This window comes from Streptomyces sp. NPDC015346 (assembly GCF_043078785.1).
Lineage (GTDB): Bacteria > Actinomycetota > Actinomycetes > Streptomycetales > Streptomycetaceae > Streptomyces.
Map to the genome: position 1 here is coordinate 209,744 of NZ_JBIBTW010000010.1, position 21,526 is coordinate 231,269.

At 72.9% G+C, this 21,526-nt stretch carries 21 protein-coding genes; 12 read left to right on the plus strand and 9 right to left on the minus strand.

Annotation, left to right across the window (positions count from 1 at the left end):
• Positions 1 to 11 precede the first annotated feature (11 nt).
• The 3 genes from ACF06X_RS30990 to ACF06X_RS31000 all read right to left on the minus strand — a co-directional run bounded on the left by ACF06X_RS30990 (position 12) and on the right by ACF06X_RS31000 (position 2,392).
• Positions 12 to 728: a hypothetical protein gene (locus ACF06X_RS30990; RefSeq protein ID WP_392290609.1), complete on the minus strand. Its 717-nt coding sequence runs from the start codon at positions 726 to 728 to the stop codon at positions 12 to 14.
• Positions 716 to 1,279 (minus strand): SigE family RNA polymerase sigma factor, encoded by a 564-nt coding sequence (locus ACF06X_RS30995; protein WP_158988241.1) that lies wholly within the window; start codon positions 1,277 to 1,279, stop codon positions 716 to 718. Before ACF06X_RS30995 ends, ACF06X_RS30990 begins: the two co-directional genes overlap by 13 nt.
• Before the next feature lie 180 nt (positions 1,280 to 1,459).
• Positions 1,460 to 2,392 carry an A/G-specific adenine glycosylase gene (locus ACF06X_RS31000; RefSeq protein WP_392290610.1) on the minus strand — a complete coding sequence of 311 codons (933 nt, stop codon included), beginning with the start codon at positions 2,390 to 2,392 and terminating at the stop codon, positions 1,460 to 1,462.
• Between ACF06X_RS31000 and ACF06X_RS31005 the strand changes: the two genes are divergently transcribed.
• Positions 2,391 to 2,573 carry a hypothetical protein gene (locus ACF06X_RS31005; protein WP_392290611.1) on the plus strand — a complete coding sequence of 61 codons (183 nt, stop codon included), beginning with the start codon at positions 2,391 to 2,393 and terminating at the stop codon, positions 2,571 to 2,573. The genes ACF06X_RS31000 and ACF06X_RS31005 overlap by 2 nt on opposite strands.
• Positions 2,574 to 2,747: 174 nt before the next feature.
• Positions 2,748 to 3,593 carry a hypothetical protein gene (locus tag ACF06X_RS31010; RefSeq protein WP_392290612.1) on the plus strand — a complete coding sequence of 282 codons (846 nt, stop codon included), beginning with the start codon at positions 2,748 to 2,750 and terminating at the stop codon, positions 3,591 to 3,593.
• Between the two features lie 26 nt (positions 3,594 to 3,619).
• Here ACF06X_RS31010 and disA read toward each other — a convergent pair whose 3' ends face one another.
• Both disA and radA read right to left on the minus strand, forming a co-directional pair.
• Positions 3,620 to 4,744: a DNA integrity scanning diadenylate cyclase DisA gene (disA, locus tag ACF06X_RS31015; RefSeq protein WP_158988238.1), complete on the minus strand. Its 1,125-nt coding sequence runs from the start codon at positions 4,742 to 4,744 to the stop codon at positions 3,620 to 3,622.
• Between the two features lie 307 nt (positions 4,745 to 5,051).
• A complete protein-coding gene (gene radA, locus ACF06X_RS31020) occupies positions 5,052 to 6,458 on the minus strand; it encodes a DNA repair protein RadA (RefSeq protein ID WP_392290613.1) in 1,407 nt (468 codons plus the stop codon).
• A gap of 174 nt (positions 6,459 to 6,632) precedes the next feature.
• Between radA and ACF06X_RS31025 the strand changes: the two genes are divergently transcribed.
• Positions 6,633 to 8,378 carry a hypothetical protein gene (locus ACF06X_RS31025; RefSeq protein ID WP_392290614.1) on the plus strand — a complete coding sequence of 582 codons (1,746 nt, stop codon included), beginning with the start codon at positions 6,633 to 6,635 and terminating at the stop codon, positions 8,376 to 8,378.
• Positions 8,379 to 8,436: 58 nt separating this feature from the next.
• On the opposite strand, the gene ACF06X_RS31030 is transcribed toward ACF06X_RS31025, so the two are convergent.
• A complete protein-coding gene (locus ACF06X_RS31030) occupies positions 8,437 to 9,300 on the minus strand; it encodes a hypothetical protein (protein WP_392290615.1) in 864 nt (287 codons plus the stop codon).
• Positions 9,301 to 9,340: 40 nt separating this feature from the next.
• On the opposite strand from ACF06X_RS31030, the gene ACF06X_RS31035 reads away from it, so the two are divergent.
• The 4 genes from ACF06X_RS31035 to ilvD all read left to right on the plus strand — a co-directional run bounded on the left by ACF06X_RS31035 (position 9,341) and on the right by ilvD (position 13,982).
• Positions 9,341 to 10,273 carry a Ppx/GppA family phosphatase gene (locus ACF06X_RS31035; RefSeq protein ID WP_392290616.1) on the plus strand — a complete coding sequence of 311 codons (933 nt, stop codon included), beginning with the start codon at positions 9,341 to 9,343 and terminating at the stop codon, positions 10,271 to 10,273.
• Between the two features lie 238 nt (positions 10,274 to 10,511).
• Entirely contained in the window at positions 10,512 to 11,354 is an 843-nt protein-coding gene (locus ACF06X_RS31040; RefSeq protein WP_392290617.1) for a sugar phosphate isomerase/epimerase family protein, read from the plus strand.
• Positions 11,351 to 11,962, plus strand: a complete 612-nt coding sequence (locus tag ACF06X_RS31045) for a TetR family transcriptional regulator (RefSeq protein WP_392290618.1) — start codon at positions 11,351 to 11,353, stop codon at positions 11,960 to 11,962. The genes ACF06X_RS31040 and ACF06X_RS31045 overlap by 4 nt, the downstream gene beginning before the upstream one ends.
• A gap of 166 nt (positions 11,963 to 12,128) precedes the next feature.
• The gene (gene ilvD / locus ACF06X_RS31050; protein WP_392290619.1) at positions 12,129 to 13,982 is read left to right on the plus strand and encodes a dihydroxy-acid dehydratase; all 1,854 of its coding nucleotides are present in this window, start codon (positions 12,129 to 12,131) and stop codon (positions 13,980 to 13,982) included.
• Positions 13,983 to 14,102: 120 nt separating this feature from the next.
• Here the strand turns inward: ilvD and ACF06X_RS31055 are convergent, their stop codons facing one another.
• Positions 14,103 to 16,247: a PQQ-binding-like beta-propeller repeat protein gene (locus ACF06X_RS31055; RefSeq protein WP_392290620.1), complete on the minus strand. Its 2,145-nt coding sequence runs from the start codon at positions 16,245 to 16,247 to the stop codon at positions 14,103 to 14,105.
• Positions 16,248 to 16,404: 157 nt separating this feature from the next.
• On the opposite strand from ACF06X_RS31055, the gene ACF06X_RS31060 reads away from it, so the two are divergent.
• From ACF06X_RS31060 to proC, 5 genes are all read left to right on the plus strand, one after another.
• Entirely contained in the window at positions 16,405 to 16,740 is a 336-nt protein-coding gene (locus ACF06X_RS31060) for an SH3 domain-containing protein (protein WP_392290621.1), read from the plus strand.
• A 34-nt stretch (positions 16,741 to 16,774) separates the two neighbouring features.
• On the plus strand, positions 16,775 to 17,317 hold the full coding sequence (locus tag ACF06X_RS31065; protein WP_392290622.1) for a hypothetical protein: 543 nt from the start codon (positions 16,775 to 16,777) through the stop codon (positions 17,315 to 17,317).
• A gap of 111 nt (positions 17,318 to 17,428) precedes the next feature.
• Positions 17,429 to 18,247 carry an ABC transporter ATP-binding protein gene (locus ACF06X_RS31070; RefSeq protein ID WP_392290623.1) on the plus strand — a complete coding sequence of 273 codons (819 nt, stop codon included), beginning with the start codon at positions 17,429 to 17,431 and terminating at the stop codon, positions 18,245 to 18,247.
• The gene (locus ACF06X_RS31075; protein ID WP_392290624.1) at positions 18,244 to 18,981 is read left to right on the plus strand and encodes an ABC transporter permease; all 738 of its coding nucleotides are present in this window, start codon (positions 18,244 to 18,246) and stop codon (positions 18,979 to 18,981) included. Before ACF06X_RS31070 ends, ACF06X_RS31075 begins: the two co-directional genes overlap by 4 nt.
• An 86-nt stretch (positions 18,982 to 19,067) precedes the next feature.
• Complete coding sequence (gene proC / locus ACF06X_RS31080; RefSeq protein ID WP_392290625.1) at positions 19,068 to 19,877, plus strand: pyrroline-5-carboxylate reductase; 810 nt, start codon at positions 19,068 to 19,070, stop codon at positions 19,875 to 19,877.
• A 3-nt stretch (positions 19,878 to 19,880) separates the two neighbouring features.
• Here proC and trpS read toward each other — a convergent pair whose 3' ends face one another.
• Together trpS and ACF06X_RS31090 are read right to left on the minus strand one after the other, a co-directional pair.
• Complete coding sequence (trpS, locus tag ACF06X_RS31085; RefSeq protein WP_392290626.1) at positions 19,881 to 20,879, minus strand: tryptophan--tRNA ligase; 999 nt, start codon at positions 20,877 to 20,879, stop codon at positions 19,881 to 19,883.
• A gap of 428 nt (positions 20,880 to 21,307) precedes the next feature.
• On the minus strand, positions 21,308 to 21,526 hold a 219-nt coding region (locus tag ACF06X_RS31090), incomplete at its 5' end, for a hypothetical protein (RefSeq protein ID WP_392290627.1).

The following is a 21,526-nucleotide window of genomic DNA, read 5'->3' on the forward strand; positions in this document are numbered from 1 at the left end:
CGGCTCGGGGCTCAGTTGCCGGGGGACGCGCTCGGCGCGGAGCCGTCCAGGCCTCCGTCGCCGACCGCGCGGCTGTAGTCGTTGTGCACCCAGTCGTGCTGGATGAACTTGTTCCCGGCCCAGCGGTACGTGATCACGTCCTCGCCGGAGGGGTACGCCACCGGGTCGCCCTTGGCGTACACCTGCCGGGTGACGACCAGGTCGCCCCGGTCGATCGTGGCATAGACGGCCGCGTCCTCGGCCATGAAGACGTTCTTGTACCGGTCGTTCTCCTCCCGGTACACATACGTGCCGATGCCGACGGCGTCGCCGCAGGTCATCACGTTGACGACGACATCGGGCGAGGTACCGCCGGTCAGGTTCCCGTACGAGGTGTCCACCGGGTAGGCATCGGCGACGCACGGCTTCAGATCGGCCTTCAGCCGTTCGCCGATCTTCGGGTCGCCCTTGATGAGCGCGATCGGGTCGACCCGCTTGTCCGGCTGCCCCGCGGAGGCCGACGCGGAGGGGGCCGGCGCCGCGGAGGCCACCTCGTCCGCGCGGGCCGCGCCCTCGTCCCGGGAGCCCGTACCGCCGGTCGAGCAGCCGGCCAGGAGCGCGCCGACGGCGACGAGCCCGGCCACCGCCGTTCCGCTCGTCGCCCGAAGCACCGGCCGAGAAGCCTCGGCCCCCCGCCCCTCGGCCCCCCGCCCGTCGTCGCCGCTCTGTCTGGCGCCTAGGCCGCGCACCGGTCCTGCCCCCGTTCGTCACGTCGTACGGTCGAGCGCTCCAGAGCGCGGGCGTCCTCGACACCGCGGCTCTCCAGTTCCTGCCGCAGACGGGCCAGGGCGCGGTGGAGCGTGGACTTCACCGTACCCGTCGACATGCCGAGCGCCGCCGCGGTCTCCTCCGTGCTCATCTGTTCCCAGTGGCGCAGGACGACGACGCTGCGCTGCTTCGGCGCGAGGACCTTGAGGATGTCCATGAGGAGGGCCCGGTCGGCGTGCTGCTCGGTGGCGTCGTCGACGGACGCGTCGGGCAGCTGCTCGGTGGGGACCTCGTCGAGCTTGCGGGCGCGCCACCACTCGGTCCGCGTGTTGATCATCACCCGGCGGAGGTAGGCGTCGGCGAGCGACTTGTCCGCGATCCCGTCCCAGCGGCCGTACGTCCGGACCAGCGCGGTCTGCAGCAGGTCCTGCGCGTCGACCGGGTCGGGGACGAGACGGCGCGCGCTGCGCAGCAGCGCGTCCTGCCGAGTGCGTACGTACTCCTCGAAGTCGAGCACCTCGCCGTGCGACATCCCGACCGCCTCCATCCCCGTGACCTGCTCGTTCCTGTGACGTCGACGACGCTACGGAGCGGTTGTCACGGGGCTGTCCGGGGCAGCCGTCGGCGGACGCACGGCTGCCCATCGGTTGTGTAACGGGCCTTGGGCAACGGTCCCGGTGTGCAACGGGCCCGGCCCACGCGGCCTGCCCGCTCAGGAGTGCGGCAGGCGGTACAGGCCACCCTCCAGCGGTTCGACCAGGCCGTCGGCGACGAGCCCGTCGAGGGCGCGGGCCCGCTGCACCGGCTCGTCCCAGACCGCGTCCAGGGCCGCCCGCGGCACCGCGCCCACCGTCTCCCGGAGCACGGCGAGGAGCCTGCCGCGCACCTGACGGTCGGTTCCCGCGTACGTCTGGCCACGCCGCGGCGGGCCGTCGTGCGCCGGCTTGCCGGAGAGCCGCCATACGCACCGCGCCGCGATCGGGCACCGCCCGCAGTCCTCGTTCTTGGCCGTGCAGACCAGCGCGCCCAGCTCCATGGAGGCCGCCGCCCAGCGGGCCGCCGTCGCCTCGTCCCGCGGCAGCAGCTCCCGCGCGAGCCTGCGCTCGGCGGCGGTCGTGGCGTTCGGCGGGTACTGGACGCCGGCGGCCGCCCGGGCGAACACCCGGCGGACGTTGGTGTCGAGGACCGCGTGCCGCTGTCCGTACGCGAACGAGGCCACCGCCGCCGCCGTGTACTCCCCGATCCCGGGCAGCGCGAGCAGCTGCGCGTGCTCGCGCGGCACGTCACCGCCGTGCCGTTCCGTTATGGCCAGGGCCGCCGCGTGCAGCCGGAGCGCGCGCCTCGGATAGCCGAGCCTGCCCCAGGCGCGGACGGCCTCGCCGGGCGCCTCCGCGGCGAGGTCGGCCGGGCGCGGCCAGCGCGCGAGCCACTGCTCGTACACCGGCAGGACCCGCACCACGGGAGTCTGCTGGAGCATGAACTCGCTGACCATCACGCCCCACGCCCCCGCCTCCGGGCGGCGCCAGGGCAGGTCGCGGGCGTGCCGGTCGAACCAGGCGAGGACGGGCCCGTGCAGCTCCTCGGCGGGCGCCGGGGCGACGGGGAGGCCGGTGAGGTCGGTGAGGGGGGTGTCGATGGATGTCATGGCACCCCCGATCCTGGCACGTTCCGTACGCGCCGTGGCGCACGCCCTCGGGGCGCGCGGAGGCGCGCGGGCGCGGCCCGCGCCCCGCGCACCACACCACCGCGCCGTTCCCCTGCTCGACCGGGCCGTCTCCACCAGCGCCCGGACGGGCCGGTTCGCCGTCTTGACGACGAGGAGGTGAGCGCGACGGCCACGGCGCCCGCGATGACGGCGGGTACCCCGGGCGAAGGAAGCGGACGACCCCCTACGAAAGTGGGGGTGGGAGCCGGGATTCGGATGTGATCATCGGCAAAACTTGCGTCTGGGGCGGCGGGTGGGGCGGGAGTTGGCGCCGATCTCTCGTAAGGTTCGTGGCGTGGGATCACTGCGCAATCCGGTCGGGCCGCTTCCCTCCTCCATCTACTGGCGACGGAGGGCAGTCGCGCTGTGCCTGATCGCCCTTCTCGCGATGCTCGCCCTCTGGGCCGTCACCGCCGGTGACGGCGGCGGGAAGAAGTCGAACGACGCCTCCAACGGCTCTTCTCCGGCCCCCTCGATCACTCCCGGACCCTCCGGTTCAGGACCCGCGATCAGCGAACAGCCGGGCGGGCGCGACGAGTCGGGCGGATCGGGAGGCTCGGGCGGTTCCGGCGAGTCCGGCGAGAACACCGGCGGCGACGGCGGTACGGGGCCCGGCGGCGCGGACGGCGGTACGGACGCGGGCGCGGCGAACGGCGGCAAGAACGGCGACACGGACGGCGCGGGCGGTGACGGCGGCGCGGGCGCGAGCTCCGGGCAGCAGGTGCCGGCCGACTCCCCGCTGCCGAACTGCGCCCCCGGAGCACTGCAGTTGACCCTGCGCAGCGCCAAGGTCTCGTACGCGCCGGGCGAGAAGCCGCGCCTCCACCTGGTCGCCAAGAACACCTCGGCCACCGACTGCAAGGCCGATCTCGGCCCGAAGAACGCGGTTCTGACGATCAGTGACAGCAAGGGCGACGAGGTCTGGGCCTCCCGGGACTGCCCGCGCCCGGACGCCGCCATCCTGCTCCGGGTCCCGGCGGGCTCCTCGGTCACGCACACGGTGGAGTGGGACCGCAAGCGGAGCGCCCCGCGGTGCGCCACCGCCCCGGCCGCCCCGGTGGGACCGGGAACCTACCTGGTCGAAGCGGCGATGCCCGGCGTGAAGGTCCTCCCGGCCTCGTTCACCCTGGCCAAGGACTGACCTTCCGCGCCCGGTGTCCAGGTGTCCTAGACGTACCGCTCCAGGATCGAGGACTCCGCGAGACGGGAGAGGCCCTCGCGGACGCTGCGCGCCCGGGCCTCGCCGACGCCGTCGACGGTCTGGAGGTCGTCGACGCTGGCCGCGAGCAGCTTCTGCAGGCCGCCGAAGTGCTCCACGAGCCGCTCGATGATCGCACCGGGCAGCCGGGGGACCTTGGCGAGGAGCCGGTAGCCGCGCGGGGAGACCGCGGAGTCGAGCGTCTCGGGGGAGCCGCTGTAACCCAGGGCCCTGGCCACGATGGGCAGTTCGAGCAGCTCGGCGTGGCTGAGCGCGTCCAGCTCGGTCAGCGCCTCGGCGACCGTGCGGGAGCGCTTCGCCGTGGGCTCGGGGACGTAGTCGCGGATGACGAGCTCCCGCTCGGGCTCGACGCCCGCGATCAACTCGTCCAGCTGGAGCGAGAGGAGACGGCCGTCCGTGCCCAGCTCGACCACGTACTCGGCGATCTCGGTGGCGATCCGGCGGACCATCTCCAGGCGCTGGGCGACGGCCGTGACGTCCCGCACGGTCACCAGGTCCTCGATCTCCAGGGCGGAGAGCGTGCCGGCGACCTCGTCGAGGCGGAGCTTGTACCGCTCCAGGGTCGCGAGCGCCTGGTTGGCGCGCGAGAGGATCGCGGCCGACTCCTCCAGAACGCGCCGCTCGCCGTCCACGTACAGCGCGATCAGGCGCATGGACTGCGAGACGGAGACGACGGGGAAGCCGCACTGCTTGGAGACCCGGTCCGCGGTGCGGTGGCGGGTGCCGGTCTCCTCGGTGGGGATGGAGGCGTCCGGGACGAGCTGGACGCCGGCCCGCAGGATCTTGGTGATGTCCTTGTCGAGGATGAGCGCGCCGTCGAGCTTGCACAGCTCACGCAGGCGCGTCGCGGTGAACTCCACGTCCAGCACGAAGCCGCCGGTACACATCGACTCGACCGTTTTGTCCATGCCGAGGACGAGAAGGCCGCCGGTGTTGCCCCGGAGGATGCGCTCCAGACCGTCGCGCAGGGCGGTGCCGGGGGCGACGGCGCTGAGCGAGGCGCGCATGAGCGCCTCGATGCCGGAGCCCGCGCCGGACTTTCCGGGAGCTGCTGCCCCGTCCTTGGCTGCCACTGCACTCCTCCGGCTCGTACGGATGGGCGAGACCAGGGCAAAGTCTAGCGACACCGCTTGCGGGCACACGCTCCCCGAGGCGCGCGGCTTCCGCGGACGACGCGCGGCGTCCCCGCCGGACGGCGCGCGGTGTCCCCGCCGGACGGCGTGCGGGGGCGCCGTCCCAGGGCGTGCAACGTCTCCGTTCCCCCGGCGCGCGGGGGCGCCGCCACCGCCACGACCGACCCACGCCGGGGCCCGTCGGGCGGCGTACCGGGGGATCCCGCTGACGCCCCTGCGACGTCCGCGGTGCGGGCACGCACGGCCCTCACCGGTCGTCGTCGGCCTTGGCCGCCGGGGCCCTTCTGCTTCTCGGGAGCACCCTGAGCGCGTCCCCCATGTCAGCGACCTCCGTCACCTTCATGCCCGCCGGCACCCGGCCCGGGTCGGTCGGCACCAGGGCGTGGGTGAAGCCGAGCCGGTGCGCCTCCGCCAGGCGGCGCTGCACGCCCGTGACCCGGCGGACCTCGCCCGCGAGGCCGACCTCACCGATCGCCACCAGGTTCTTCGGCAGCGGGGTGTCGCTGGCCGCCGAGGCCAGGGCGAGCGCGATCGCCAGGTCGGCGGCCGGCTCGGAGAGCTTCACTCCGCCGACCGTCGCCGAGTAGATGTCCCGCTTGCCGAGCGCGGTGATCCGGCCGCGCTGCTCCAGGACGGCCAGCATCATCGAGACCCGGGAGGTCTCCAGACCCGAGGTGGTCCGCCGCGGCGACGGGATCTGCGAGTCGACCGTCAGCGCCTGCACCTCGGCCACGAGCGGCCTGCGGCCCTCTAGCGTCACCGTCAGGCAGGTCCCCGGGACGGCCACGTCACGCCGGGTCAGGAACAGGCCGGACGGGTCGGCCAGCCCGGTGATCCCCTCGTCGTGCAGCTCGAAGCAGCCGACCTCGTCCGTCGCTCCGTACCGGTTCTTCACCCCGCGAACCAGCCGCAGCCGCGCGTGCCGGTCGCCCTCGAAGGAGAGGACCACATCGACCAGGTGCTCCAGAAGGCGCGGTCCGGCGATGGCCCCGTCCTTGGTCACGTGGCCGACGAGGAGGGTGGCCATGCCGCGCTCCTTGGAGGCGCGGATCAGGGCTCCGGCGACCTCCCTGACCTGGGCCATGCCGCCCGGCGCGCCGTCGATCTCGGGGGAGGCGACGGTCTGCACCGAGTCCATGATCAGGAGCGAGGGCTTCACGGCGTCGAGGTGACCGAGGACGGCGGAGAGGTCCGTCTCGGCGGCCAGATAGAGGTGGTCGCTGAGCGCCTTGATCCGGTCGGCGCGCATCCGGACCTGGCTCGCGGACTCCTCGCCCGTGACGTACAGCGTGCGGTGCTCGTCGCTGGCGGCCTTCGCGGCGACGTCGAGCAGCAGTGTGGACTTGCCGACGCCGGGCTCGCCCGCGAGCAGCACGACCGCGCCCGGCACCAGCCCGCCGCCGAGGACGCGGTCGAGTTCGTCGACGCCTGTGCTGCGGGCGGTGGCCTGGCGGCCGTCGACCTGGCCGATGGGGAGCGCGGCGGTGGAGACGCGGCCGGCGGCGGTGGTGCGGACGGCGGGCGCGCCGTACTCCTCGACCGTCCCCCACGCTTGGCACTCGGGGCAACGGCCGAGCCATTTGGCGGTCGTCCAACCGCATTCGGTGCAGCGGTAGGACGGCCGGTCCTTGGCGGATTTCGTACGGGCAGCCATGGACCGAACCGTAGCGGCCACCACTGACAACCGGTCCGGCGCCCGTCGCTCACCCTGTCCCCCGGCAGCGGAATGCCGGGTTCCTGTCCCCTTTCGAGCGATACCTTCACCCGTAAGGATTAAAAGTGTGCAAGCGGTACGAAGACTCCCCGCCGACTTGCCTACGGTCGCCCAGTGACGAGCAGCAGGCTGGAATCCCCCACGAACACCACCGGCGCACACCGGGCGCACCGGGCGACGCACCGCCGTAGCGACGACGGGTCACGGACCCTCGGTCAGCACCCGCCCGCCCGCTACGAGGCCCATCTGGACGGCCTGTTCACCTACTGCCTCTCCGTGCTCTGCGACCACGACACGGCGACCGCCGTGCTCGGCGACGTCCTCGCCGTCGCCGAACGCCACCAGGGCCGCTGCCCGGCCGACGAGAACGGCCGCACGGCATGGCTCTACGCCCTCGCGCGCTGGGCCTGTCTGCGCAGTCTGGGAGAGCAGCGCCGCAAGCGGCAGGGGGCCCACACCGGCCGCCCGGCCGTCGCCGCGCCGGAGCCGCCCCGCGTCTCCGAGGAGGTCGCCGAGCGCCGCCGCGCCGAACTGGCGCTGCTGGCGTGGCCGGAGGCCGCGGGCACCAGCCCCGAGCAGCGCGAGGCGCTGGAGCTGGCCGTCCGCCACGGCCTCGGCCACCGCGAAGTGGCCGCCGTGCTCTCCCTGGACCCCCTCGCCGCGCGCGAACTGCTCGCCTCGGCCGCCTGCGAGGTGGAGCGGACCCGGGCCGCCCTCGCCGTCGTCGAGACCGGCAACTGCCCCACCGTCGCCCGGCTCACCGGCGACCACCAGGTCCTTCTCTCCGCGACCCTGCGCGCCGAACTGGTCCGCCACGTCGACGACTGCCCCCGCTGCCGGCGGGCCGCCGAGCGCGCCGGCGCGGGCGGCCCGTGGCCCGGCGCGACGACGGTCGCCCCCGGCCGGCTCCCGCTGGTCGCGGCGCCCCGCGCGGCCGCGTACGTGGCGATGCTGCACGCCCCACGCGCGCGTGGCGGCGCCCCGCGCTTCGGTCCCGCCGGATTCCCGATGGACCCCAAGGACCACGCGGCCCGCCGCGACCGGATGCGGACCCGTGCGGTGACGACCACCGTCGTGGCGGCCGTGGTCGCGGCACCGGTGATCGCCCTGTGGGCCTCGTACCGCGGCGGACCGATGACCGGCGAGGGCCGCGAGGGCGCCCCCGTCACCGCCCGCGAGGCGGACGAGCCGACGGGCCTCGACGGCACCCCGTACGACCGCTACGACATCGCGGGCAACGCCCGCACCACCCCGGACCCGCGCTTCACCCAGGGCAGCCGGTCCCCGGACGTCTCCGTCGAGGTGATCAGCCCCGGCGGACCGGTCGGCCCGTCGCTGCCCGGGCAGCCGGGCGCCGGCCGGATCACGGTCGCCGCGCAGGGCGACGGCGACACGACGTTCCTCACCCTCACCGCCTCCGGCGGCTCCCCGGTCGCCTGGTCGCTGTGGACGGACGCGCCCTGGCTGTACGTGAGCCAGGCCTCCGGCACCCTGCGGCCGGGCGAGTCCGTGACGGTCCGGGTCTCCGTGGACCACGACCACGAGCCCGCGGGCGCCTGGTCGGCCCGGATCGGGGTCAATCCCTCGGGCGCGGTGGTGCGGATCGACGGGTACGGAACGACCACGCCGCCGCCCACGACGGAGCAGCCGCCGCCGACGACCACCGACCCGACGACCCCGCCCACCACGGACCCGACGACCCCGCCGCCGACGACCGAGGAGCCGCCGCCGACGACGGACCCGACGACCCCGCCGTCCACGGACCCGACGACCCCGCCCCCGACGACGGACGAGCCGCCGCCGACGACGACCGACCCGGGAAGCCCGAGCACCCCGGAGTCCCCGCCACCCTCGTCGTAAGAACGCCCGTAAGACCGTCCGTAAGAAGGCCCCGTAAGAAGGCCCGTAAGACCCGGTGCTAGCGGACCGGGTCGGCCGGGTGCGGGGCCACCAGCGGCAGCTGGGTGGCCAGCCGGGCCTCGCACAGCTCCACCAGCACGTCGTACGCCGCCTTGCCCATCAGCTCCGTCAGCTCGGGCCGGTACGTCACGTACACCGGCTCACCGGCGCCGTGCGCCGAGGTCGCCGACGTGCACCACCAGTGCAGGTCGTGCCCGCCCGGGCCCCAGCCGCGCCGGTCGTACTCGCCGATCGACACCTGGAGCACCTTGGTGTCGTCGGGCCGCTCGATCCAGTCGTACGTCCGGCGCACCGGCAGCTGCCAGCAGACGTCCGGCTTGGTCTCCAGCGGCTCCTTCCCATCCCTGAGGGCCAGGATGTGCAGCGAGCAGCCGGCACCGCCCGCGAAGCCAGGCCGGTTCTGGAAGATGCAGGAGCCCTCCCAGCGGCGGGTCTGCCGGTCGCCGTCCTCGTCGACCTGCGTCCAGCCGGTCTCCGTACCGACGTCGTGGAACTGCCACAGCTCCGGTGTGAGCCGCGCCACGTGCGAGGCGACCCGCTTCTCGTCGTCCTCGTCGGAGAAGTGGGCGCCGAGCGTGCAGCAGCCGTCGTCGGCACGGCCCGCCTGGATGCCCTGGCAGCCGCTGCCGAAGACGCAGGACCAGCGGGAGGTGAGCCAGGTCAGGTCGCAGCGGAAGACCTGCTCGTCGTCGGCCGGGTCGGGGAACTCGACCCATGCGCGCGGAAAGTCCAGCCCCTTCTCGTCCGGCTCGGCCTGTTCTGCCTGTTCGGCCTGACCGAGGGCCCTGCTCAGCTTCTTCGGCGGCTTGAGAGCCTTGGCGGCGCTGTCTTTGCCCGGCTTCGCCTTTTTCGTCTTTGGCACACCCCCAGCGTATGCGCGGGGGAGCAGTAGCGTTCCGCCCATGAGACTCGGAGTCCTCGACGTCGGTTCGAACACGGTGCACCTGCTGGTGGTGGACGCCCACCCCGGCGCCCGCCCGCTGCCCGCCCACTCCCACAAGGCGGAGCTGCGCCTCGCGGAGCTCCTCGACGAGCGGGGTGCCATCGCCCCCGCCGGGGTCGAGCGGCTCATCGCGACGGTCGACGGCGCCCTCCAGGCCGCCGAGGACAAGGGCTGCGAGGAAGTGCTGCCGTTCGCGACCTCGGCGGTGCGCGAGGCCACGAACGCCGACGCCGTCCTGGCCCGGGTCAAGGACGAGACCGGCGTCGACCTCCAGGTCCTCACCGGCGAGGAGGAGGCCCGGCTCACCTTCCTCGCCGCCCGCCGCTGGTTCGGCTGGTCCGCAGGCAAGCTCCTGGTCCTCGACATCGGCGGCGGCTCCCTGGAGATCGCGTACGGCATAGACGAGGAGCCGGACGCGGCGGTCTCGCTCCCTCTCGGCGCGGGACGGCTGACCTCGGGCTGGCTGCCCGGCGACCCGGCCGACGCGGCGGACGTACGGGCGCTGCGTCGCCATGTACGCGCCCAGATCGCCCGGACGGTCGGCGAGTTCACCCGCTTCGGGAAGCCCGACCACGTCGTGGCCACGTCCAAGACCTTCAAGCAGCTCGCCCGGATCGCCGGGGCGCCCGGCTCGGGGGAGGGCCTCTACGTCCAGCGCGGCCTCACCCGCAAGTCCCTGGAGGAGTGGGTCCCCAAGCTCGCCGTGATGACGGCCGACCAGCGAGCCGGCCTCCCCGGGGTCTCGGAGGGCCGGGCCCCTCAGCTCCTCGCGGGCGCCCTGGTGGCCGAGGGCGCGATGGACCTCTTCGGCGTCGACGAACTGGAGATCTGCCCCTGGGCACTGCGCGAGGGCGTGATCCTGCGCCGCCTGGACCACCTCCCGGAGGAGTAGTCCGCCCGGACGGTCTTTCCGCCGGCCCTTCGGCCGGCCCTTCCGCGCGGTCCAGCCCCGGAAAGGGCCCCGGAAAGGGCCCCGGAAGGCCCGGAGCGGCGCCCCGGAAAGCCCCGGACCGGCAGGCGGCGAAGCCCGGAACAAGTACGCGCAAGCCCCGGGACGGGGGGCCGCCGTGTGGCCGGAGTGACCGGATCCACCTCCCCGGGCCACCGGCCCGCCCCGTACCCTGTCCTTCGTGGCAGAACCAGTGGTGCGCATCCCGGATGCGAAGGTCGCCCTGTCGACGGCCTCGGTCTATCCGGAGTCGACGGCGACGGCCTTCGAGATCGCCGCGCGCCTCGGGTACGACGGCGTCGAGATCATGGTGTGGACCGATCCCGTCAGCCAGGACATCGAGGCCCTGCGCCGCCTCTCGGACTACCACCAGGTCCCGATCCTCGCCGTCCACGCGCCCTGCCTCCTCATCACCCAGCGCGTCTGGTCCACCGACCCGTGGGTCAAGCTCCAGCGCGCCCAGGCGGCCGCCGAGAAGCTCGGCGCCTCCACCGTCGTCGTCCACCCGCCGTTCCGCTGGCAGCGCCAGTACGCCCGCGACTTCGTCACCGGAATCTGGCGGATGGCCGACGAGACGGACGTCCGCTTCGCCGTCGAGAACATGTACCCCTGGCGGTACAAGGACCGCGAGATGCTCGCGTACGCCCCCGAGTGGGACGTCACCAAGGACGACTACCGCCACTTCACGGTCGACCTCTCCCACACCGCCACCGCCCGCACCGACGCCCTCGCCATGATCGATCGCATGGGCGACCGCCTCGGCCACGTCCACCTCGCCGACGGCAGGGGCTCGGCGAAGGACGAGCACCTGGTGCCGGGACGCGGCAACCAGCCCTGTGCCGAGCTCCTGGAGCGCCTGGCGCTCACCGGTTTCGACGGCCACGTCGTCATCGAGGTCAACACCCGGCGCGCGATGTCGGCGGCCGAACGCGAGGCCGACCTGGCCGAGGCCCTGGCCTTCACCCGGCTGCACCTGGCGTCGGCCTCGCGGACCTCGCGGACCACGCGGATGCGCCGGTCATGACCGACCCGGCCCCGCGCCGGCGCGGCCGCCCGTCCCGTACCGCCGAGGGCAGCGGACCCGGCGCGCGCGAGCGGATCCTGGAGGCGGCCCGCGCCCAGTTCGCCGAGCGCGGCTACGACAAGACCTCGGTCCGTGGCATCGCCAAGGCGGCCGGTGTCGACGCCGCGCTGGTGCACCATTACTTCGGTACGAAGGACGAGGTCTTCGCCGCGGCGATCGAGGTCTCCTTCGAGCCCGCGCTCGTCGTCCCGGCGATCGTCGGCGGTCCTACCGAGGACGTGGGCGAACGCCTGGCCCGCTATGTGATCGACATCTGGGAGAACCCCGCGACCCGGGCACCCCTCCTCGCGATCATCCGCTCCGCGCTCACCCATGAGGCGGCGGCGAAGGTGCTGCGCGGCTTCGTGCTGCGACGGCTCCTGGAGCGGGTGGCGGCGGACCTCGACGTACCAGATCCGCAGTTCCGCGCCGAGCTGGCCGCGTCGCACATGGTCGGGATCGCGATCCTGCGGTACGTCGTCCAGGTGGAGCCGCTGGCCTCGGCGGACCCGGAGGAGATCGTGGCGCTGGTGGCCCCGACCCTCCAGCGCTATCTGACAGAGGCCTGACCGGCCGCACGGCCGCACGGTCGGACGCGTCACCGAAGCCGGTTACCGAAGCCGCCAGGTGACCGAAAGCTGAACATCCCGTCCGTCATACGGACACACTGTCCAGATCTTGGAGCGTCGGCGTACGCTCGAAGGCAAGCACACCCATCACGAGGAGCGAGCGACGATGCCCGAGCTGAGGTCCCGCACTGTCACCCACGGCCGCAACATGGCGGGCGCACGCGCCCTTATGCGCGCCTCCGGTGTACCTGGCGCGGACATCGGCCGGAAGCCGATCATCGCCGTCGCCAACTCCTTCACCGAGTTCGTCCCCGGCCACACCCACCTCCAGCCGGTCGGCCGGATCGTCTCCGAGGCCATCACGGCCGCCGGGGCCATCCCCCGCGAGTTCAACACGATCGCCGTCGACGACGGCATCGCGATGGGCCACGGCGGCATGCTGTACTCCCTGCCCTCCCGCGACCTGATCGCGGACAGCGTGGAGTACATGGTCGAGGCGCACTGCGCCGACGCCCTGATCTGCATCTCGAACTGCGACAAGATCACCCCCGGCATGCTGATGGCCGCCCTGCGCCTCAACATCCCGACGGTCTTCGTCTCCGGCGGCCCCATGGAGTCCGGCAAGGCGACGCTGGTCGACGGCACGGTCCGTACGCTCGACCTGGTCGACGCGATGTCGGAGGCGGTCAACGACAAGATCTCCGACGCGGACATGCTCCGTATCGAGGAGAACGCCTGCCCGACCTGCGGCTCGTGTTCCGGCATGTTCACCGCCAACTCGATGAACTGCCTGACCGAGGCCATCGGCCTCTCCCTCCCCGGCAACGGCTCGGTCCTCGCCACCCACACCGCCCGCAAGGGGCTGTACGAGAACGCGGCCCGCACGGTCGTCGACATCACCCGGCGCTACTACGACGAGGACGACGCCTCCGTCCTGCCGCGCTCCATCGCCACCCGCGCGGCCTTCGACAACGCCATGGCTCTCGACATCGCCATGGGCGGCTCCACCAACACGATCCTGCACCTGCTCGCCGCAGCGCAGGAGGCCGAGCTGGAGTACGGCCTGTCCGACATGGACGCGGTCTCGCGCCGCGTGCCGTGCCTGGCCAAGGTCGCCCCGAACGTGGCGCCCGGCGGCACGTACTACATGGAGGACGTGCACCGCGCCGGCGGCATCCCCGCCATCCTGGGCGAGCTGTACCGCGCCGGGCTCCTGAACGAGGACGTCCACACCGTCCACTCCCGCTCTATCAAGGAGTGGCTGGAGACCTGGGACGTGCGCGGCGGCTCCCCGTCGGACGAGGCCGTCGAGCTGTGGCACGCCGCCCCCGGCTGCGTCCGCTCCGCGACCGCCTTCTCCCAGTCCGAGCGCTGGGACACCCTCGACACGGACGCGGCCGGCGGCTGCATCCGCGACGCGGCCCACGCGTACTCGAAGGACGGCGGGCTCGCGGTGCTGCGCGGCAACCTCGCCGTCGACGGCTGCGTCGTGAAGACGGCCGGTGTCGACGAGTCGATCTGGACCTTCGAGGGCCCGGCCGTCGTCTGCGAGTCGCAGGACGAGGCCGTCGAGAAGATCCTGAACAAGCAGGTCAAGGACGGCGACGTGGTCGTCATCCGCTACGAGGGCCCGCGCGGCGGCCCCGGCATGCAGGAGATGCTCTACCCGACCTCCTTCCTCAAGGGCCGCGGCCTGGGCAAGACCTGCGCGCTGGTGACGGACGGCCGCTTCTCCGGCGGTACGTCGGGTCTGTCGATCGGTCACGCGTCGCCGGAGGCGGCGTCCGGCGGCACGATCGCGCTGGTGGAGGACGGCGACCGGATCCGTATCGACATCCCGAGCCGCTCGATCGAGCTCCTCGTCGACGAGGAGACGCTGGCGGCCCGTCGCGAGGCACTGGGCGGCGTCTACGCCCCGAAGAACCGTCAGCGCAAGGTCTCGGCGGCGCTGCGGGCGTACGCGGCGATGGCGACGAGCGCCGACAAGGGCGCGGTCCGGGACGTGAGCAAGCTCGGCTGAGCCGGGCGGCGATCGGCTCGACGACGCGGGGAGTGAGCTCGACGCTCACTCCCCGCTCTCGTTCGCGTGCGCCTGACGCTCGCGCCCACGCCCGCGCCCCTCGGCTCACCGGCCCCCGATTCACCAGCCCCCGGGGTCCCGCCCGTCCACGGCGAACACGGACCCGTCGGGCGCGGTCCCGAACACCCGCCCCCCGAGGACGACGGGCGCGGGCACGGTCGCGGCGTACCCGAGCCTGCCGTCCCCGAGCCGCGGCTCGGTCTGCCCGATCAGCGCGCCACGTACGGTGTCGATGGCGAGCAGGCGTCCGTCGGCCGCGGACAGGTACAGCCGCCCCCCGTCCCCGAGGACGGGCGCGGACACGTTCCCGGCCGCGGTCTCCAGCTCCCACAGGACGCGCCCGCGCGGGGCGGCGGTGTCGAGGGCGGTGAGGCGGCCGGAGACGTCGAGGAGATGGACGACGGTGCCGCGTACGGCGATCTTCGGATCGTCGAGCCGGTACGGCAGGGCGACGCGGCGCACGGAGCGGTCGGCGGGGTCGAAGCGGACGACGGCGTCGGTCTGCGAGTCGGCGTTCGTCGAGCGCAGGAAGAGGGCGCCGTCCGAGCCCGTCCCCACGGGGACGAGGTCGCCCTGGAGCCGCTGCCGCCAGACGATGTCGCCGGTCCGTGGCCGCAGGGCGCCGAGCGTCGTGCCGCCTCCGCCGCCCGTGGTCTCGAAGACCGGTACGAGGCCCGACTCCGGGTCGTAGGGGCCGAAGCGGGGAGCGGTGAAGCCGCGCAGCGGGCGGCGCCAACGCTGCTGTCCGGTCGCGGCGTCGACGGCCCTGACCTCCGTGGAGGAGGTCGGGAAGAGGAGTGTGTCGTCGGCCGGGCTGGCGCCTTCCTGGTGATCGGCGCCGCCGGTGTCCCAGACGGGAGCGCCGTCGTCCGCCGTGAAGGCCCGCAGGGTCCCGTCGGCGTCGACGGCGCTCACCACACGGCCGGAGGGTACGGGGGGCGGGACGAGCAGGCCCCCGGCCGCCGCGGGGCGCGACCAGAGCACCCGGCCGGTCGCGGGGTCGATCCGGGTGAGCACGACGCCCCGGGCGGAGCAGTACAGCGCGTCGGCGGTGGCGGTGCAGGCCGGGGCGACGGTTTCTCCGCCCTTCCGCAAGCTGGTCTCCCAGGCGGCGAAGGCCGCGGCCGCCTCGGCGGGGCGAGGAGCGGGCGAGGGGGTCTTGGCGCCTCCCGCACTCAGCAGCGCGACGGCCCCGCCGGCCGTGAGGACGACGAGTGCGGCGGCGGCCAGGGCCCAGGGGCGGAGCCGCCGTCGGCGTCGGGGGCGGGGCGCCGGGGCCCGCACGGGCGTGTCCGCGTCCCAGGATCCCGACGGCCCGGAAGGCGGCTCGGGCAGGACGAGGGGGCGCCGCTGCGCGGGTATGAACGCCGCCGCCTCGTACGAGGGCGGCAGTAGCGCCGCCATGATCTCGGCCGGGGTCGGGCGGTCCGCCGGTTCCTTGGCGAGACAGCGCGCGACGAGCGGAGCGAGCTCGGCGGGGACCCCCGACAGATCGGGTTCGTCGTGCACGACCTGGTACGCGACGATGTACGGGCTGTCGGAGTCGAACGGCCCGTGCCCGGTCGCCGCGTGCACCAGTACGGACCCGAGCGCGAACACGTCCGCCGCGGGGCCCACCTCGCGGGGCCGCTGGAACTGCTCGGGCGCCATGAAGGGCGGCGACCCGATCAATTTCCCCGTCTCGGTGTGCAGATCGCTGTCCACCGGTCGCGAGATGCCGAAGTCGATGACCTTCGGTCCGGTGTCGGTGAGCAGCACGTTGCTCGGCTTGAGGTCGCGGTGGACGACGCCGGCCCGATGGATGTCGCGCAGCGCCTCCGCGAGTCCGGCCGTCAGCCGGCGCAGTTCGGCGGGGGAGAGCGGCCCGTTCCGCTTCACCTGGTCGGCGAGGGTGGGGCCGGGGACGTAGAGGGTCGCCATCCAGGGGCGTACGGCATCGGGGTCGGCGTCCACGACGGGTGCGGTGAAGGCGCCGCTCACCCGGCGGGCGGCGGCCACCTCCTGGCGGAAACGGGCCCTGAACTCCGGGTCCTCGGCGTACTGTCCGTGCACCACCTTGACGGCGAGCCGCAGCCCGGAGGCCGAGGTGGCCAGATGCACCACACCCATGCCGCCCGCGCCGAGACAGGCCTGAAGGCGGTACTCGCCCGCGTACTCGGGCTCTTCGGCTTCCCGGTCGGCACCGGTTCTGCGCAACGGCGGCATCGCCCACCCCCGTGTGGTTCCCCGTTGAGTTCGCGCGCGTGCGCGACGCACGGAGCCTAGTCGATGGCGTACGCGATGTCGGTGGGGCTTGCTAGCCTGCGCGTCGCGGAGAGTGAACCGCAGCGGAGCGCTTTTGCGCCAAACGGGGGAGGACGCCATGGGCGTGGACAGGGCAGTCGAAGAAGCGAGCGAATCGGCGGCGGTCGCGGAGCCGGCGGAGCTGGACGGGGTGACCACGATGAGCGTGGCGCGCTACCCCGTCGCGCCGGGATACCGCGTCAACGTCCGCTCGGGCCCGGGCACGCAGTACCGCATCGTGCGGACGCTGGGCCTGGACGTCCGCGTGCCGATCTACTGCCAGACGCCGGGCGAGTGGATCACCGGCCCGTACGGCACCACGAACGTCTGGGACAACATCGCCTCGGGCGAATTCGTCTCCGACGCCTATGTGAACACCGGCAGCGACGGCTACGTCGCCAAGCGCTGCGGCTGACCCGCTTCCCGCCGCCCCGGGGATAATCGACCTCGTGAGCGACGACGACCAGACCGCCAAGGCCAAGCCCGAGCCCAAGCCCGAGGCCGCGGCCGGCGGTACCCCCGCCGGCCCGCTGCCCGAGGAGATCCGCTTCTTCGGCACGACCTGGGTCGACCACAGCGGCCACTACGGACTGCGCCGCGCCGGCCTCGCGGCCGGCGCGCTCGTCGCCGCGGCGGCCGGGTGCTTCCTGCTCCGGTTCGCCTACCAGGGCCTCGAGGTCGCCGAGGTCGGCGGCTTCGTCAACCTCCTCGTGGTCGTCATGTTCGCGATCTGCAGCGCCATCGCCTTCCGCAAGACCTGGGAGGGCTTCGTCCGCCGCCCCGAGGACCCGGCCCGCGAGGACTCGCTGCACAGCCTCAAGATGATCGGTTTCATCGGCTCCCTCCTCGCCTACTTCTTCCGCTGCCTCGTCGAGGCGCCCGGCGAGAAGCTGCGCCGCGCCGAGTACGAGACGGCCCGCGCCCGGTACGAGAAGCGCCGCGGCTCCCGGGCGGGCAACCCGGCCGCCCGCAAGAGGCCCAAGCGCAGGTAGCCACCCCAGCCGCCCAAGCACCCCCTTCACCGAAGTACCGCACCCCCACCTGGCCGAGCCGGCACGCGGGGGTGCTTGACGACCCCACCCGCCGAGCGCATTATTCATCACATGGTGAATTACTCGGAGAGTGCCACGCCGGCCGCGATCCTCGCCCACGGCCTCACCGTCGTCCGAGGCGACCGCACCGTCCTGCGCAGCCTCGACTTCGCCGTCCCCCCGGGCCGGATCACCGGACTCCTCGGCCCCTCCGGCTGCGGCAAATCCACCCTGATGCGCGCGATCGTCGGCACCCAGGCCAAGGTCACCGGCACACTCGACGTCCTCGGCCGCCCCGCCGGCGACGCGGCCCTGCGCTCCCGCATCGGCTACGTCACCCAGGCCCCGTCCGTCTACGACGACCTCACCGTCCGCCAGAACCTCGACTACTTCGCCGCCGTCCTCCTCCCCGGCCGCGCCCACCGCGAAGACCGCCGCACCGCCGTCGACCGGGCCCTCCACGACGTCGACCTCGCCCCGCACGCCGACGCCCTCGCCGGCCGACTCTCCGGCGGCCAGCGCAGCCGCGTCTCGCTCGCCGTCGCCCTCCTCGGCACCCCGGAGCTCCTCGTCCTCGACGAGCCGACCGTCGGCCTCGACCCCGTCCTCCGCCGCGACCTGTGGAACCTCTTCCACCGCATCGCCGCCGACCGCGGCGCCACGCTCCTCGTCTCCTCCCACGTCATGGACGAGGCCGAACGCTGCCACCGCCTGCTCCTCATGCGCGAAGGCGAGATCCTCGCCGACGACACCCCCGAAGCCCTCCGGCGCCGCAACGACACCCCCACCGTCGAGGACGCCTTCCTCCACCTCGTCGACGCCTTCCTCCACCTCGTCGACGCCGCCGACGCCCGCGCGGCGGCAGCACCCCTTGAGGAGTCCCAGCGATGAACGGCGCCCGCACCCTCGCCACCGCCGCCCGCGTCCTGCGCCAGCTGCGCCACGACCCCCGCTCGATCGCCCTGATGATCCTCGTCCCGTGCCTGATGCTCATCCTGCTCCGGTACGTCTTCGACGGAAGCCCCCGCACCTTCGACAACATCGGCGCCTCGCTGCTCGGCATCTTCCCGCTCATCACGATGTTCCTGGTGACCTCGATCGCCACCCTGCGCGAGCGCACCTCCGGCACCCTGGAACGCCTGCTCGCCATGCCCCTCGCCAAGGGCGACCTCATCGCCGGCTACGCCCTCGCCTTCGGCCTCCTCGCCGTCGTCCAGTCCGCCCTCGCCACCGGCCTCGCCCTCTGGCTCCTCGGCCTCGACGTCGTCGGCTCCCCCTGGCTGCTCCTCCTCGTCGCCCTCCTCGACGCCCTGCTCGGCACCGCACTCGGCCTCTTCGTCTCCGCCTTCGCCGCCTCCGAGTTCCAGGCCGTCCAGTTCATGCCGGCCGTGATCTTCCCCCAGCTGCTGCTCTGCGGCCTGTTCACCCCGCGCGACCGGATGCAGCCCGTCCTCGAATCGATCTCCGACGCGCTGCCCATGTCGTACGCCGTCGACGGCATGAACGAAGTCCTCCGCCACGCCGACATCACCGGTGCCTTCGTCCGCGACGCCCTCGTCGTCGCCGGCTGCGCCCTGCTCGTCCTCACCCTCGGCGCCGCCACCCTCCGCCGCCGCACCCCGTGACCGCCCCTCGGACACCCGTCCCGAGCGAAGCCCCACGGTGCGAGGATGGCGACACATACGCATTCCACGGCGAGGTGAACAGAGCCATGACGCAGACCGTCGCAGTCCTCGGCACCGGCAAGATCGGTGAAGCGCTCCTGAGCGGCATGATCCGGGCCGGCTGGAGCCCCACCCACCTCCTGGTCACCGCCCGCCGCACCGAACGAGCCGAGGAACTGCGCGCCCGCTACGGCGTCGAGGCCGTCAGCAACGCCGAGGCCGCCAAGCGCGCCGACACCCTCATCCTCGCCGTGAAGCCCCAGGACATGGGCCGTCTCCTCGACGAACTCGCCCCCCACGTCACCGCCGACCGCCTGGTCATCAGCGCCGCCGCCGGCATCCCCACCTCCTTCATCGAGGACCGCCTCACCGCCGGCACCCCCGTCGTCCGCGTCATGCCCAACACCCCCGTCCTCGTCGACGAGGGCATGTCCGTGATCTCCGGCGGCAGCCACGCCACCCCCGAGCACCTCGTCCACGCCGAGGAGATCTTCGGCGGCGTCGGCAAGACCCTCCGCGTCCCCGAGTCCCAGCAGGACGCCGCCACCGCCCTCTCCGGCTCCGGCCCGGCCTACTTCTACTTCCTCGTCGAGGCCATGACCGACGCCGGCATCCTCCTCGGCCTGCCCCGCGCCCAGGCCCACGACCTGATCGTCCAGGCCGCCATCGGCGCCGCCGTGATGCTCCGCGACAGCGGCGAACACCCGGTCAAGCTCCGCGAAGCCGTCACCTCCCCTGCCGGCACCACCATCAGCGCCATCCGCGAACTGGAGAACCACGGCGTCCGGGCCGCCCTCATCGCCGCCCTGGAGGCAGCCCGCGACCGCAGCCGCGAACTCGCCTCCGGCAACGGCTGACCGTCACCCCGCCGGCAACAACCCGATCGCCCGATAGGCCCGGTCCACCAAGGGCCGCGCCATCCCCCGGGCCCGCTCGGCCCCGTCCCGTAGCACCTGATCCACATGTCCCGGATCCGCCGCCAGCTCCGCATGCCGCTCCCGGACCGGCCTCAGCAATTCGACCACCGCCTCCGCCGTGTCCTTCTTCAAAGATCCGTACGACTCATATACACCGGCCAGCGCCTCCGGGTTCCCACCCGTCGCGGCGGCCAGCAGATCGAGCAGATTCGCCACACCCGGACTGGCCTCCCGGTCGTACGTCACATCCCGCCCGCTGTCCGTCACCGCCCGCATGATCTTCCGCCGTACGGTCTCGGCGTCGTCCAGCAGATAGACGATCCCGGCCCCGTTCGCGTGCGACTTCCCCATCTTCGATCCGGGGTCCTGCAGATCCATGACGCGAGCCGCCACCACCGGGTGCGTCGCCTTCGGCACGGTGAACACATGCCCGTACCGCTGGTTGAACCGCACGGCCAGATCCCGGGTCAGCTCCACATGCTGCGTCTGGTCGTCACCCACGGGAACCTCCTCGGTCCCGTAGGCCAGGATGTCCGCCGCCATCAGCACCGGATACGTCAGCAGCGACAGCCGCACACTCTCCCCGGCGGCCCGCGCCCGAGCGCTCTTCTCCTTGTACTGGATCATCCGCCGCAGCTCGCCGTCCGTGGCCGTGCACTCCAGCAGATACGAGAGCCGGGCGTGCTCGTCCACATGACTCTGTACGAAGACGGTGCACAGCTTCGGATCGAGCCCCGCCGCGAGCAGCAGCGTCGCCGCCTGCCGACTGAGCCGCCGCACCCGCGCCGGATCGTGCTCCACCGTCAGCGCGTGCAGATCGACGACGCTGAACAGCGCGTCGGAGTGGTGCTGATCCTCCTCGACCCACCGCCGTACGGCCCCGAGGTAGTTGCCCAGCGTCAGATGCCCGGTCGGCTTGACCCCACTGAAGATCCGCTTCATCGTGCGTCCTCTCCCTCTCCTGCTCCTGCGTTGCCTGTGAGGAGCGGCCGCCGACCCGACGGCCGGCTCCCGGAGGGGGAAACACGAACGGCCGCCGAGGGGCGACCGCTGAGCGCATGCGTGTCTCAGGCCGCCGTCAGGCGGCCCACCACCGAAGGGTGCACGCGTGCGTAGTCATACGCAGAGCGTACGCCCAGGGCCCGGGGTTGACACGGGATTAACGCGTCCGTAGTGTTCTCCGAGTTGTCCGACGTGAGCACCGACCCCGGTCGGCCCCGGACAGCGATTCCGCAAGAACCATCAGGAGCTGACGACGCTTCATCGTGTCGTCGTGCTTTCCGCGTGTTTTTGCGAAATGAGGAATCCACGTTCGAAGGTTTGAACGTGAGCGCCCGATTAGCGTCGGGGGCACGGAATCCGCTAAAGTCTCACTCGTCGGAACGGCCCAACAGCCGGAAAGACAACTCCCGCTGACTGGGAATCAGGCCCGAAAGGATCTGATAGAGTTGGAACCGCCGGAAAGGGAAACGCGAAAGCGAAGAACAGACCGGCAGCCCGCTCCAGCGGGTGGCGGAAACGGAAAACGGATCTGCTAAGCTGGAAACACGAAAGACCGAAGGGAAAAGCCCGGAGGAAAGCCCGAGAGG